The organism is Pseudoalteromonas sp. SR45-6 (genome assembly GCF_014163545.1).
Classification (GTDB): Bacteria; Pseudomonadota; Gammaproteobacteria; order Enterobacterales; family Alteromonadaceae; genus Pseudoalteromonas; species Pseudoalteromonas rhizosphaerae.
Genome location: NZ_JACJDM010000003.1, coordinates 101,716 through 116,535, shown reverse-complemented (window position 1 = coordinate 116,535; position 14,820 = coordinate 101,716). Strand labels below are relative to the sequence as shown.

The 14,820-nt window shown below is 40.0% G+C and carries 11 protein-coding genes and 1 pseudogene; 8 read left to right on the top strand and 4 right to left on the bottom strand.

Features of this window, described 5'->3' with window-relative positions; genetic code table 11:
• The first annotated feature begins 19 nt into the window (after positions 1 to 19).
• Positions 20 to 454 (top strand): hypothetical protein, encoded by a 435-nt coding sequence (locus tag H5158_RS02530; protein WP_182739397.1) that lies wholly within the window; start codon positions 20 to 22, stop codon positions 452 to 454.
• On the top strand, positions 451 to 648 hold the full coding sequence (locus tag H5158_RS02525) for a helix-turn-helix transcriptional regulator (protein WP_145237509.1): 198 nt from the start codon (positions 451 to 453) through the stop codon (positions 646 to 648). Before H5158_RS02530 ends, H5158_RS02525 begins: the two co-directional genes overlap by 4 nt.
• A gap of 44 nt (positions 649 to 692) precedes the next feature.
• Here the strand turns inward: H5158_RS02525 and H5158_RS02520 are convergent, their stop codons facing one another.
• Positions 693 to 1,895 carry an MFS transporter gene (locus tag H5158_RS02520; RefSeq protein ID WP_149980869.1) on the bottom strand — a complete coding sequence of 401 codons (1,203 nt, stop codon included), beginning with the start codon at positions 1,893 to 1,895 and terminating at the stop codon, positions 693 to 695.
• 447 nt (positions 1,896 to 2,342) lie between these two features.
• Between H5158_RS02520 and H5158_RS02515 the strand changes: the two genes are divergently transcribed.
• The gene (locus H5158_RS02515; RefSeq protein ID WP_182739396.1) at positions 2,343 to 4,493 is read left to right on the top strand and encodes a TonB-dependent receptor; all 2,151 of its coding nucleotides are present in this window, start codon (positions 2,343 to 2,345) and stop codon (positions 4,491 to 4,493) included.
• Positions 4,494 to 4,535: 42 nt separating this feature from the next.
• Here the strand turns inward: H5158_RS02515 and H5158_RS02510 are convergent, their stop codons facing one another.
• A complete protein-coding gene (locus tag H5158_RS02510) occupies positions 4,536 to 5,414 on the bottom strand; it encodes a LysR family transcriptional regulator (protein WP_182717031.1) in 879 nt (292 codons plus the stop codon).
• 111 nt (positions 5,415 to 5,525) lie between these two features.
• Between H5158_RS02510 and H5158_RS02505 the strand changes: the two genes are divergently transcribed.
• Positions 5,526 to 6,506: a TDT family transporter gene (locus tag H5158_RS02505; protein WP_182739395.1), complete on the top strand. Its 981-nt coding sequence runs from the start codon at positions 5,526 to 5,528 to the stop codon at positions 6,504 to 6,506.
• Between the two features lie 77 nt (positions 6,507 to 6,583).
• Here the strand turns inward: H5158_RS02505 and H5158_RS02500 are convergent, their stop codons facing one another.
• Together H5158_RS02500 and H5158_RS02495 are read right to left on the bottom strand one after the other, a co-directional pair.
• The gene (locus H5158_RS02500; RefSeq protein ID WP_182739394.1) at positions 6,584 to 7,984 is read right to left on the bottom strand and encodes a pre-peptidase C-terminal domain-containing protein; all 1,401 of its coding nucleotides are present in this window, start codon (positions 7,982 to 7,984) and stop codon (positions 6,584 to 6,586) included.
• Positions 7,985 to 8,280: 296 nt separating this feature from the next.
• Positions 8,281 to 8,451: a DUF2986 domain-containing protein gene (locus H5158_RS02495; RefSeq protein WP_169020566.1), complete on the bottom strand. Its 171-nt coding sequence runs from the start codon at positions 8,449 to 8,451 to the stop codon at positions 8,281 to 8,283.
• Between the two features lie 471 nt (positions 8,452 to 8,922).
• Between H5158_RS02495 and H5158_RS23650 the strand changes: the two are divergent.
• From H5158_RS23650 to H5158_RS02475, 4 genes and pseudogenes are all read left to right on the top strand, one after another.
• A pseudogene (locus H5158_RS23650) lies at positions 8,923 to 10,152 on the top strand (methyl-accepting chemotaxis protein); the annotation flags it as partial.
• Between the two features lie 144 nt (positions 10,153 to 10,296).
• Complete coding sequence (locus H5158_RS02485) at positions 10,297 to 11,787, top strand: dipeptidase (RefSeq protein ID WP_182739393.1); 1,491 nt, start codon at positions 10,297 to 10,299, stop codon at positions 11,785 to 11,787.
• Between the two features lie 217 nt (positions 11,788 to 12,004).
• A complete protein-coding gene (locus tag H5158_RS02480; RefSeq protein ID WP_257325469.1) occupies positions 12,005 to 12,628 on the top strand; it encodes a YqiJ family protein in 624 nt (207 codons plus the stop codon).
• 62 nt (positions 12,629 to 12,690) lie between these two features.
• On the top strand, positions 12,691 to 14,793 hold the full coding sequence (locus tag H5158_RS02475) for a flotillin family protein (RefSeq protein ID WP_145237480.1): 2,103 nt from the start codon (positions 12,691 to 12,693) through the stop codon (positions 14,791 to 14,793).
• The last annotated feature ends 27 nt before the right edge of the window (positions 14,794 to 14,820 follow it).

Here is a 14,820-nt window from a genome sequence, read left to right as displayed (position 1 = left end):
TGACTAAAAAGGCGAGAGCATGAAACAACAAACAGGATTAACATTCAAACAACGCAACAAACTAAACGCTGTTTATTTAGCAAAGTGGACTCTGGCGTGGGTTTTAACTTTGGCGCTTGCGTCATTCGGGCCATTGTTGCTGTGGGGCGAGCAGAACACGCTACTTAGTATAGTGGCAATTATGGTTAATGTTTTCGCAGGTATTATGATGATTATGGCAAATAAACGCCATTTAGCTGGCTTAGATGAATTGCAGCAACGGTTACATTTAAATGCGATGGCGATTACCTTAGGAGGGAGTTTAGTATTTGGTTTAGCATACTCGGTATTACAAACGAGCGGGGTAATTTCGTTTCGACAAGGGATTTCCCATTTAGTGATGTTTATGGGGATAACTTATTTAGTGTCTCTCGTAGTGATGAATAAACAACTTGGCGCTGAGGACGAAGAATGAAAAACCGCCTTAAAGTATTGCGCGCAGAGCATGACCTTACTCAGGCAAAATTAGCAGAGCTACTTGATGTATCAAGGCAAACGGTGAATGCTATCGAAAAAGGCAAGTTCGATCCTAGTTTACCATTAGCGTTTAAAGCAGCTCGTTTATTTAAATTAAAAATTGAAGATATCTTTCAAGACGAAGAGGTATAAATTCTACACTCTGCGTGCTTAAAGTACGCAGAGTGTAGTGCTGTTTATGGGGCAACTAATTGCGGTTTTTGTTTACCCATTTGCAATGCACTCAGTAACCACATGATAAATCCACCAGCAAATAACACTGCGGCGACATAGCCGGTTTGATTAGGTTGCGCGCCTTGTGCAATTGCTAAGCCGCCAACCCAAGGACCAATTGCATTTGCAGTATTGAATGCGCATTGTACAAGTGCGCCAATCATTGCGTGCCCATGCGGAGATACATCCATCAACATAGTTTGGATAACTGTGCCAAGTCCGACACTAAAACCAATAAAAAATATAACTGCATAAAGTAACCAAATGTTATGGCTTGCCATTACATAAGTTGTAGCAAAAACGATTGCGCCAACAAGTGCTATACCAGTGGTTTTAAGGGGCGAATGATCCGCCGCTTTACCTAAAATATAGTTTCCCAGCGTACAACCAATACCGAACATAACCATTGCAATTGATATAGTGTAGGCTGGTGTGTGGGTGACCACTAAAATTGTATCGGCAATATAAGTATAAATGCAAAACACCCCGCCAAAGCCAACAATAATGATCCCTAAAATTGACCAAACCAGCTTATTTTTCAGTACGCTCAACTCGCTTAATAACGACGAAGGGGCTGAATTTTTTGTGTTTGGTATGAACTTTACAATTAGAATTAACGCAACAAGTGCCAGCACTGCGGTGCCCGCTAAACAATAACGCCAACTAAAATTTTGACCGACTAAAGTAACCATAGGTACGCCAACAATCGTTGCTATGGTAAGGCCCATAAATACTTTAGACATAAAGCTGGCGCGTTTATTGGCAGGTGCTATATCTGCGGCTAATAAAATGGCAACAGCAAAATAAGCTCCGTGGGGTAAACCACTTAAAAAGCGAAATAATATAAGCTGCTCTAACGAATTAGCAAATGCGCTTAAGCCGTTAAATATAAACATCATCGACACAAATAATAGCAAAGCATTACGCTTGCGCATGTTTGCTGTGGTGATCATAAAAAACGGTGCGCCGATCACTACGCCAATCGCATAGGCGCTAATGGTATAACCGCTTTGTGCTGGTGTTGAGGCAAATGTTTCGCTGAACAATGGCAGCATCGGCATCATCGAAAATTCCGATAATCCTAAAATAAAAGTACCCAGTGCAAGTACTAACAAAATAGCGGTAGTGCTTAGCGTATTGTTCACGACGCTAGGTTCAGGTGACATAGATAACCCTTGTAAAAAGACTGACGACAAAATATGAATGATTTATTTAATAAAAAGCAGGAAACTGCAATTTTGAAGAACCAATTAAACCGCGATTGTATGATAAAAATAAGTCAGCGTCTTGCACTAAAAACAGTGTATTTAGAGCAGAAAATACGATTTTAGATTGCAGCGTTTTTGGCTGAATAGGAACGTTCTAATTTTCAATGACTTGATATATTAACCTTGGTTATTAAGCGGTATGCTGATGAAAAATAAATTTTCAGTGGTCGTGGCTATTTTATGCTTTTAGTGTTTAAACAGCCTTTTAAAAGTTATAAGCGTGTTTAAAATAAGAACAATAAACATCGAGTCAGAGCTTGGGGTGCGACAATTTGTCGCGTGTTCAGTGTTGTCGTCAAGTTATATACTTTGCTTATCTTAAACCTGCTGTAATTAAAGAATAAAATGAGCAACCACAATCCACCTATCAATTCACGTTATGCACTTTCTCCGTTAGCACTTTGCATTGCGAGTTTAGTCTCTCCTTATGTACTGGCTGATGATTCAATTGAAGTGATTGAAGTACAGGGCCAAAACGTTAACAGCCATGCAAATTTAGGTTCTGCTGAACAGCTTTTAACTGAGTTGGGGGTGGATTTCTCTGCGGCAGGTGGCATTTCTAGTTTACCTATATTAAATGGCATGATGGGCGATAGAGTTAAAGTACTGGTCGATGGCGCAGATATTACTGCGGCCTGTGGCAATCAGATGAACCCACCATTATCTTATATTTCGGCTAATCAGCTATCGTCTTATCAAGTGATTGCAGGTATTTCGCCAGTAAGCGCTGGTGGCGATAACATTGCCGGCGTTATTGTAGTAAACACCATTGCTCCGCAATATGGTGAGAGTGATATGTTAGTGTGGCATTCAGGTTATGTGTCGGCGCAGTATCGCAGTGTAAATAATGCGCAAGCGGTTGGTGTTGGCGCACGACTTGCCAGTGACAGCTTTAGTTTAAATTATCAAGGTGCCTTTGAAGACGCTGATAGTTATGACGATGGTAATGGTGATTTAGTATTAGATACTCTATATCGCGTGCAAAATCATGCATTAACCGCAGCGCTGCGAGATGAAAAACAACAGCTAGTGGTTAAATTAACGCATCAAAAAATACCCTTTCAGGGCTTTGCTAATCAATATATGGATATGACGGATAACACCAGTTATGGCATAGTCACTCAGTATAAACGCCAGCTTGAAAGTGGTGAGTTTCGAGCGCAAATAAACTTTAATGATGTAAAGCACGAAATGGGTTTTTTCAGCGCTGAAAAAACCGGCATGATGCCGATGAATACCGACGCGCAAGATATCAGTTATCAACTTAATTGGCGTTTAGACTTTGATGCTGACACTGTATTACTGCTCGGCCAAGAATACTATGGTTACCGCATTGATGATTGGTGGCCTGCGATTGAAGGCTCAATGATGATGGGGCCTAACGACTATGTAAATATTAATGACGGTGAACGTGACCGCTACACCGGTTTTGCTGAGCTGCAAAAGCAGCTAAATAACAAGTGGTGGGTCTCTGCTGGTACGCGTATTGAATATGTGCAAACGGATACCGGTGAAGTGCAGCCATATTCAGACATGGGTGATGGCATGAATGGAATGTCAGGTATGGGAAGTATGCCAGCAATGAATATGGCAGATCCAAATAAAGATGCTGCAAAAGAGTTTAATGCCATGGATCGCGCGCGCAGTGACACGCTTGTGGATGCCAGCCTATTGTTACGCTACCAAATTACGAATGAAGATGAACTACAATTTGGCTTAGCACGTAAAAATCGTGCGCCTAATTTATATGAACGTTATAGCTGGGGTGTCAGCACAATGTCGACCAGTATGATTGGTTGGTTTGGTGATGGTAATGGTTATATTGGTAACCCAGACTTAGCAGCCGAAACCGCGCATACCATCAGCACCAGTTACACTAAATCGGCAAAAGGTGGTCAGTGGCAAATAACAGCTAACGCTTGGTATACCCAAGTAAATGATTATATTGATGTTACTGTTGTTGGCAGTACTAACCGCACAGATAAGGCATTAACTGTGCGTAATACCCTGCAATTTACCAATTTAGACGCCACACTTTATGGCACTAAGCTTGAAGGTATTATTCGTGTTGTTGATAGTAAAAATGCAGGCACATGGGATTTAACCGCCGCGCTTACTAGCACCCATGGCGAGCGTGATGACAGTGATGAGCCGTTATATCAAATAATGCCACTGCACAGCAAAATAGCCCTTGAGCAACAACTCGGTAAATGGCAAAACTCATTAAGCTGGGAGTGGGTAGATAGTAAAACGCGTGTAGATCCGCGTCGTATTGAAAATCTATCAGCCAACTATAGCTTAGTGAATTTAGCAACCAAGGCGACATGGGATAAGCTAACAGTTAAGTTGGCAATTACTAATTTACTTGACGAATACTACCAGCAGCCTTTAGGCGGAGTCAGTATTGCCCAGTTTAATGTGGATCAAGGCCAAGGCTTTAGCCAATTAGCAGGACAAGGTCGCTCGGTTAATGCCGGTATCAGCTACGCATTTTAAGTAAACTACCTAAATGTAGCCATGATGTTTAGCATGGCTACATTATAGCTGATCACAAAAATCTATAAACTGCGTTAGCAACGGGTTTTTATATTTGTCTTTATGCATTACTAACCAAAATTGCCTTTGCATAGGGTGGTTTAAATTAAGTTTTGTAACGCGGCCATCTTGTAAAGCGTATTGTGCCGCGAGTGACGATAAACATCCCAGCCCTAACCCTTCAGCAACGCTGTTGATCAATGCCTCTGTGGTATTGAGCTCAAAACTTTGGCTCCAATTATCGATATGTGTAGCGAGGTTTTGTAAAAAGAATGAGCGTGAACCAGAGCCGGCTTCCCTTAATACCCATTCGCTGTTTGCTAAGTCATTAAAACTAAGCTGTGGTTTTTTAGCTAAAGGGTGGGACAGCGGCGCAATAATACACATAGTGTCTTTACTAAACACGGTTGAGACTAAGTCGCTTTGCTGGGCTTGGCCCTCTATTAGTGCAATGTCGAGTTCAAAATCGCGCAGTTTTTGACAAATAAGCTCAGAATTTGAAATAAAAACTTGCTGTGAATAATGCAGCTGTTGTTGGCGAAATCCACTAAGTATAGAGGGTAACACATGATTACCAATGGTATCGCTGGCACCTATTTTTAAGGTGCCGCTGGCTTTTGCGTGGGACGAAAAAAGCGTATTAATATCATTTGCTCTGTGCAGTAATTCATCGGCTAAGGGCAGTAATTTTTGCCCTTCTTGATTTAAAATTAAGCGATGATTTACTCGGTCAAACAGTGGGTGACCTAACTGCTTTTCAAGCTCGCTAAGCGCCATGCTCACCGCCGCTTTAGACAAGTAAAGCCGCTCAGAGGCTGCGGTAAGTGTTGCATGCTGAGTAATACCTACAAACACTTTAAGTTGTTTAAGAGAAATATTCATGAGCTTGGTGTTTAATTTTTATGAACGTGTGTTCTATATAATTAGATTTAACTAAACAAAATGCAAGGTTAAACTTCTTTATAAGATAAACAGTGAGTGTGGAGTATAAACATGTTTAATTATATAAAAGCCAAAGTAATAACCGCACCCACCCCAATGGGCGGATTAGCATTAGGCATAGCCAGCCTTGGTTGGGTTTGGGAAAATATGTTCAATGTAAATGGCGCAGCGCAATACACTGGGGCGGCAATTGCAAGCGTATTATTATTAATACTTGGCTTAAAATTTTTACTGCACCCGCAATTACTAAAAGCCGACTTAGCGCACCCTGTTGTAGGCAGTGTGGTGCCTACTTTTGCTATGGCAACGTTGGTGGTATCTAATTCGTTAGGGCACGTTAATCCATTAGCAGGGGATGTGCTTTGGGTAGGCGCATTTTTATTGCATTTGGGATTTTTACTGAGCTTTATTATTCATCGTGTTCGTGAATTTAAAATTGAACACATGGTGCCAAGTTGGTTTGTACCACCGGTGGGGATTATTGTTGCCGATGTCGCGTTCTCGGGTAACCCAGCACTGCTATTTTTAGCACAAGGGGCACTTTATTTTGGCATGTTAATGTACGCAGTTATGTTGCCGATAATGATTTACCGGATAATATTTGCTGGGCAAATTCCTGATGCTGCACAGCCTACACTGGCTATTTTAGCGGCGCCAGCAAGTTTATCGTTAGCGGGGTATTTCACTGTGGTGACCCAACCGTCACCAGTGATCATTGGGGGGTTATTTGGTATTGCCATACTAATGACACTCATTATTTATACGGCATTTTTTAAATTACTACGCCGCAGGTTTTGCCCAGGGTTTGCTGCATTTACCTTTCCCATGGTCATTGGTGCTACAGCGTTATTTAAACTCGCGGATTGGATGCTAACGATGAACGTGGATATGCAGTTTATAAATCAAATACATTACTTAGCGATATTTGAGCTGCTAGTAGCAAGCGCTGTGGTTGGCTATGTAGCGATCCGTTATACGCATTATTTTAACCCTTTGGCTTCAAAGTGGCTTGAATATAAAACGAATAGGTAATTATCAGGTTTTTGTTTATTTAATTATTATTTTTGCGACAGTTAAAAAAGAGCCCAAAGGGCTCTTAACTGGGGGAATTAATAAGGATTGATAGGGGAGTAGAAGTTATTGTTATTACCATTAATGCTCACGTCTAGTTGCATACCATTATGAGCGTGGCTAACCACATTGTAATTATCACCAGGTAGTAGCTTTACTCTATTAATATTTTGATAGTTTACTGGGCTCCCACATTGCAATGTCACTCTTTGCGTATTAGCCGTTTCTTTAAAGATGTAAACTTCATTGCTGCCGTCAACAACACCTGTACCAGAGGCATCGATGAACAGTGAGGTTGCCTCACTGGCTGCAATAGAAAAATACTGATTGCTGTGATGGCCTAAAGACACGATGGCACGCCCCATTCTGTCACGTTCTTGGAAGTGCGTATCGGTTAAGCTGTTGTTTAATACAGGCACATCAATAAATCGACTGCTGAAGTTAAGTGTTTCGTGGCAAAAGTCAGTGACTACTTCATCTGATACTGCGCCAGCAACGCCATCTGGGTCGTACACGCTGTTTGCCATTAACGCCATGCCTGCAGACGTTCCGCCAACGACACCGCCTTTATCAAAAACGTGTTGCACAGCGGTTTGTACTTTTGTACCTTGCCATTGATTAAGATAATCTGATTGGTCACCGCCTGCAATCCATACAAATTCGGCGCTGCGGATAGCCCAGTCAACATAGTCATCATTCGCTTTGTTGCGAGTATCAATGATCAGTGTTTCTACTGAGTTGGTATTCATTAAGTTCAGTAAATAATCGTTGTAGGCGTCAGTACCTGAGGTTCTAAGCACAACAACATCGGCACCGCTGCCAACATGGTTAGCAACGCGATTACTAAATGCTTGATCAACATCGCTGCCACCACCCATCAGTAATACAGCACCTTGATCAGCTGTTAATGTGCTGCATGAATCAGCACTGCCACCTTGTAAATATGCTTGTAATGAACTTGGCTTTGCAGGGCGAGAGCTATAGCCACAATCACCGCTGCCACTTCCGCCACCGGTGTTACTACCTTCACCAAAATTGACCGTTAAATCGTACCAACCTGTACCGGAGTAACGCGTTACTTTTACATAATAAGTACCCGTTGATTGTGCGTTATAACTGCCTGTTTCTGGAACATTACTGGTCGCCCCTTCGGCAACAGCAGATCCTATTTCTTGGTATAATGCCCAGTCAAAATCATCGTTAGTGTTGTGCTCAAGGCTGACCTCAATAGGCCCGACTTGAGTTACTTCAAAGCTAAACCAATCAGTATCATTGCGGCTCAACGAGCCTGCAACGGTGGTATTACTACAAAGTGGGGAATTTGCATTGCTTTCAGTGTCGTTTGATTCAACTTCGTTTGTTAAACAAGCATTACTTGCAAACGAAAAAAACATGCACGCGGCTAGTGATCCATTAAGAATTGAGAGTTTTCTTTTCATTATTGTTACCTGAATTTTAATTACATAGAAGCCTTCCTACTGCGAGGCATTATTGCTTTTAAATTATTCAGGTTTTTTTATTCGTCGAACCATTCACTTAAATGATAGTTGACAGAACATTCTTGAGGAGCACTAGGAGCGATAATAAATAGTTTGTTCATTTATGCCTCCTAAGTGATTATTGGTGTGTTTCAGCATTGTTGCTGAATATTCAATATTACAGTTGGATGTGCAGTTTGTAACTATTTATTAACCTTTATTTCACTTCGTCTCAAGTTTTTGTTTTTATTGATTTATCAACACGCTTCATCGTTTAAAGTGTCTATTTGCTGTTCTTGAGCGAGTAGTGCCAATCTTTCACGTTCAGCTTTAGACACATAAGCAGGCTTATTACTTTTATGTAATTTTGCATTTGCGCGCTTATCTTTGTTATTAAACTTTGTAACGATTTTCTTTCTGCGATTCATGATTGACCCCATAATTTTAAGATGCGCATTATACTTCGTTGTATGCAAATATGACTAATAAATTTATAAAATGTTTGTTATGTGGGCATTTTAAATGCTCTAACACATTAAAAATTTAGTTGCTCAAAAGTAACAAGATTTACTGATAGCTCATTTATTTTAGAAACTCAACTATCCCTATAATATTATCGTTTATATCTCCTGCGTTTTCTGTAATACCCCTTACTAATTTGATGACTAATCTTGCTCTTTTTAAAATTCTCAACTATTAGATATTATTGAGTTTTGTTACTAAATGGTAGTGAATAGTAGTCACAATTAAAGTGTGGCTGTTAAAGAGTAGTGTTGTTAATTCTATGATTTAAATAGCTAATAAGAATGATACAGTCAAAGGATAAAATGATGTTTTTTAAGTCAAAGAATGCTGTTTTAGATAAACATAAACAAACTGACCCAATGACCTCTCAGGCTCAAAAAGAGCTAAATGCAATTAAATCTAATATAGCTTTTATTAGTTTTACAGTGGATGGCATCATTGTTGATGCTAATAAACATTTTTTAGATGTAATGGGGTTTAAGCTTAGTGAGATTGTTGGCCAACATCATAAAATATTTTGTGATTCAGACTATGTAAATTCTGAGGACTATCGCCATTTCTGGCAAGATTTAAGTGCGGGTAAATCATTTGGTGGTACTTTTTTACGTTTTACAAAAACTAAGGTTCCTATTTATTTAGAAGCAAATTATTTTCCAGTTGTAGAAGATGATGGCAGCGTAAGTAAAGTTATTAAAATTGCCAATGACATCACGACTATAAATAATGTGTTGAAGAACAAAGATGCAATTCTTAATGCGCTAGATCTATCGTTAGCAGTCATTGAGTTTGATACACAAGGAAATATTTTAGATGCTAATGAAAACTTTTTATCAACCGTTCATTATTCACTTGAAGAAGTAAAAGGAAAACATCATAAAATATTTTGTGATAAAGAGTTTTATCTTAAAAATCCAGAGTTTTGGCAGAGCCTTAGTAAGGGACGATTTAATTCAGGTCGTTTTAAGAGATTTAGCAAAGATGGTCGCATTTTGTGGCTTGAGGCAACTTACAATCCAATCTTTGATGAAAACGGTAAGGTATATAAAGTTATTAAGTTTGCATCAGACATAACAGAGCGCGTTAACTTAGCATTTAACACGATTGATCAAGCTGCGACTATTTCAGAGGAAACCAGTCAAGTAACTTCCAATGCAGTAAATATTTTAGGCTTAGCTGTTGAAACATCAAAAAACATTGCTGAACGAGTTAATAATGCAACGGCAACAGGGAAAGAGCTTAAAATACAGTCTAAAAGTATAGTTGATATTGTGGTTACTATTCGATCTATTGCAGATCAAACAAACTTACTTGCACTTAATGCTGCAATTGAAGCTGCTCGAGCTGGTGAAGCTGGACGTGGCTTTGCTGTCGTTGCTGATGAGGTGCGCACACTTGCAAGTAATACCGCAGAATCGACCGCAGAGATAGGCCGTGTCGTTGAGCAAACTCAAGCGTTGATAAGTCAAATGGATGAACTATTAGGATCTGTCGCTGGTATTGCAAACGAAGGGCAAGAAAGTATTTTAGAAGTATCTCAAGGGTTAAGTGAAATTACGCAAGGGGTTAAACGTTTTGTTGAAATGGTTGATCAGATGAAACCTTAAGTTTCTTACAGCCTATTATTTACCTAGCTGCTTTGCTCTATGTTTTATTAATAATAAGTTGTCGGTCTATCGCAAAGCATTGTTCGTTATTAAGCCAGAGCGTTATAATTGTGATTCTTAGTTGTTAATTGAATGGGACTTGTTTTGAAAAAATTAGCTTTAGCTAGTATCGCTTTATTGGCCTTTAACGCACATGCAAAATTAAATAAGATTAATGACAGCGTTGCTGATTATGCTGTAAATACCTACCAAAGTGCGCAAATTCATACCTTAGCTAATTTAGTATCATTCCCGACGGTTAATAAAGACGGCATCAATACTCCTGATAATCCCGACTTTATTGGCTTTAAAGCTTTGTTAAAAATGAAAGCTGCTGAACTTGGTTTTGATTACCAAGATTTAGGTTACACCGTACTTATTGGTATGGGGCAACAAACTGAAAAGGTAACCATAGTAACCCATGGCGATGTGCAACCTGCCAACGCAAGTAAGTGGAAAAAAAGCCCGTTTGAAATAGATAGTACCTCAGAGCCAGGTAAATTAATTGCGCGTGGAACAGAAGATGATAAAGGTGCTATCGCGACCGCTTTATATGCAATGAAAGCTATAAAAGATCAACAGATCACACTTAATAATCGTATTGAGTTGATGATTTACTTAGCTGAAGAATCTGATTGGGGTCCGCTTGAAGAGTTTATGAAAAGCTATCAGCAGCCTAAATATGCGGTTACTATTGATGCGTCATACCCGGTGGTTGTCGCGGAAAAAGGTTGGAGCTTAATTGCACCAACGTTTAATGCTACCTCAGCACAAACAGGAGTGTATGTAAGTGAACTTACTGGCGGCGCTTTTAAAAGCCAAATACCAGAAGATGCGAGTGTGGTGTTACATAACGCCGATACTGCGTTAGTCAGCAAACTTAAACATGCAGCGAGTGCGCTTAACGCTGTGGAATTTAACTTTAGCGAGCAAGCTGATAGTGTTGTTATCAGCGTAAAAGGGTTGTCTGCTCATTCATCAGAGCCAGAATCTGGGGTTAACGCCATTGCTTACTTAGCAGAAGTTTTTAAAGGTGTTGAGCTTGAGAATAACAGTGATGGCCAAGTAATTGCGTTTATTAATCAGCTAATTGGTCTTGATATACATGGCAAACAGTTTGGTGATATTGCTTATAAACATGACTTTATGGGACCTATGACAGTAGCACCAACGCTTATTGAACGTAATGGTAATGAACTCACACTCGCTGTGAATTTACGTCGCCCAATGGGTAAAGATGAAGCGGTATTGCGTACGCAAATTGATACCGCACTGAGTAATTGGCAAGTGAGAAATAACGTAAAGTTATCTGGTGTTGATGTGGTGATTGGCACGCCAATGTTGCTCGACAGCGCACCTCATGCACAAGCATTATTAGATATTTTTAAACACTTTACCGGTGATCAAGAGGCTGGATTTGTATCTATTGGTGGCGGTACCAATGCAAAGTTATTTGATAATGCAGTATCGTTTGGGCCATCAATGCCAGGCAAGCGCTACACCGGTCACTCAGAGCATGAGTTTATTACAGTTGAACAACTTAAGCTCAATCTTAAAATGTATACAGCAATGATGATAAAGCTGGGTAATATGTAACTTAGGTCGTCATACACACAAAGTAAAACGCCGCTAAATTGCGGCGTTTTTTTACTTCTAAGTCGTTAATTAAGCTAAGTTAACGTTTCAAAGTAGTCGTTCATTTACAATTTTTTATATTAACAACGTTGATTTTCCATAAAACACTTAACATTTACGCGACTAAATGATAAAAAGTTTTATCGCCTACTGCGTTTAAAATAAATGGATAGTTGTAATGATGGAATTTTTAAACTTAGCGCTTACTTTCCCCACCGTTATTTTTTCAGCCCTGTTGTTAGTTGTGATGTTGTTTTGGCTAATAACCCTTATTGGCTTTGCTGATATTGACATGTTTGAATCAGATCTAGAAATTGAAGCCGATGCGTCGCAAAGCTCAGGCTTGAGTTCATGGTTTAGCATGGGGTTTGGTGGCATACCAATTACTGTATCTATTAGTCTCGTAGTGATGAGTAGCTGGTTGATCAGCATCTATGCCCATAAGTTTTTTGCCTACCTGTTAGGCGATGGTATGTGGTTTTATATTTTTGGCGTGCTAATGCTGGGCGTTTGTTTGCTGATTGCTATGCCAATTGCGGCCATTATTTCTCGGCCATTACAGCGCTTTTTTAGCAGCGCACAAACCTCGCAAAGTTCAGATTTACTGGGTTTAGAATGTGTTGTTGTTACTGGCAAAGTAACAAATACATTTGGCCAAGCACGGGTTAAATTTCAAGGTACTGAGCAGTTACTTGAAGTTAGAGCTGAAAATGACGAGCAATTTACATCAGGTGACACAGCGGTGTTGCTTGAACACCTCAAAGAGCAACACTGTTACATTATTACCGCCAAACCTTGGTAATACCCTAGTTTATTTAGGGGTAAGTAACACATAATAAATCGATAATCACGTTAGGACATAACATGGAATTTTTAGATAATCTCATACCTATATTGACATTTGTAGGTATAGCAATCGCTGTTATTTTTGCTATTTTGCTAATTATCGGCAAGTTTTATCGCAAGGTAGAGCAAGGCCAAGCACTGATCATTAATAAAATGAAGAACGAGCCCGATGTCACCACTACGGGCGGAATTGTTTATCCTGTGATCCATAAAATGGAAGTGATGGACATTTCAACCAAGCGCATGGTGCTTGAGCGTAAAGATAAAGGCGGTTTGATCTGTAAAGATAATATTCGCGCCGATATCGCCATTACTTTTTATATTCGTGTTAACGAAAACAAAGAAGATATTTTACGCGTTGCTAAGCAAGTCGGTTGCGCCCGTGCATCAGAGCACGCCACATTGCAAGAATTGTTTGAAGCGAAATTCTCAGAAGCACTTAAAACTGTTGGTAAGCGAATGGATTTTGTTGAGTTATTTACTCACCGAAATGAATTTCGCGATAATATTAAAGAAGTGATTGGCCAAGATTTATCGGGTTATTCACTTGAAGATGTTGCTATTGATTACCTTGAACAAACGTCAATTGATAAGCTCGATCCGCAAAATATTCTCGATGCCGAAGGTATTCGCCGCATCACTGAAATGACAGCAGTACAAAATGTATCTACCAATCAATTGAAGTGTGATGAACGCGCTAAAATTGAGATCCAAAATCAAGAAGCCACCGAAAAGTCACTGGAAATTGAGCGTCAAAAGCAAGATGCAATGTCACGTCAAGTGCGCGAAATTGAAACCGTGAAAGCCCGCGAATATGCCGAAGCTGAAAAAGTACGCCAAGAAGAGCGCTTAAAATCAGAGCAAGCCCGCATTCAAACAGAAGAAGCGATTGGCATTAGCGAGCAAAATAAGCAACGTGAGCTTGATATTGCCGAACAAAACCGATTACGCGTTTTGGGTATTGAAGAAGAGAAAGTTGCTCGTTCACGTGAAATTGAAGTGATCGAACGTGAAAGAGAAACCGAAATCCTGCGCATCAATAAAGAAAAAGCACTGGAAGTAGAACGTAAAGAAATTGCCGATGTAGTGCGTGATCGCGTGATTGTTGAAAAATCAGTGGCTGAAGAAGAAGAGCGCATTAAAGATGTGAAAGTACTCGCAGGTGCAGAGCGCGAGAAGAGTGCGATGATCATTCGTGCCAAAGCCGAAGCCGAACAGTCATTAGTAAAAGATATCGAAGCTGCAAAAGCGCAAGAGCAAGCCGCAGAATATAAAGCTCGTGAGCTTGAAACAATGGCCAATGCAGAGCTTAGAATTGCTAATCAACAAGCTGAGTCGAAAAAGATTTTGGCGCATGCGCAACAAGTTGAAACAGCTGCTAAAGGGCTTGCTGAAGCGGATGTTATTAAAGCGAAGGCCGAAGCAAATGCAATTCAAGGTGAAACTGATGCTAAAGTAATGCGTCAAAAACTTGAAGCTGAAGCACAAGGTAACCGTGAAATTGGTTTATCTCAGGCGCAAGTACAAACAGCCATGGCTGATGCGAATGAGAAACAAGGTGAAGTGGAAGCGATTAACCTAGAGCGTAAGATGCGCGCCGAAGCAAAAGGCCTTGAAGAGAAGCTACAAGCCTTGAACGCAATGGATCAAGATGCTCGCGATTACGAAAGCTTTACGCTGCAGCTTAACCAGCAAAAAGAGCTCGTATTGGCAAAAATTTCGGCCAGCAAAGACATTGCTGAGCACCAAGCACATATTATGGCGAAAGCCTTAGGTAATGCTGATATTAATATTATGGGCGGCGATGGTCAGTTCTTTAATCAATTTATGAGTGCAATTAGTTTAGGTAAATCAATTGATGGCTTAGTTGATGAAAGTAAAACCGTACAAACCGTATTTAAAGATCACTTAAATGGTGATCGTAATTTAATTGAAGACCTAAAAGGGGTGTTAGCTGGGGCGAATGGCTCAGCCGAAACACTTAAAAACTTCAACATGAGTAAGTTATTAAAGCAGTTAAGTAATACCTCTGCGGCTGAAAAAAGCCAATTACTAAGCATGTTAGGCGGTAACTTAGGTGGTGGGTTAGATGAGAAAATTAAACTAGATCCAAAAGACTAGCTTAATTTCTAAGTTCTCTCGTTGTAG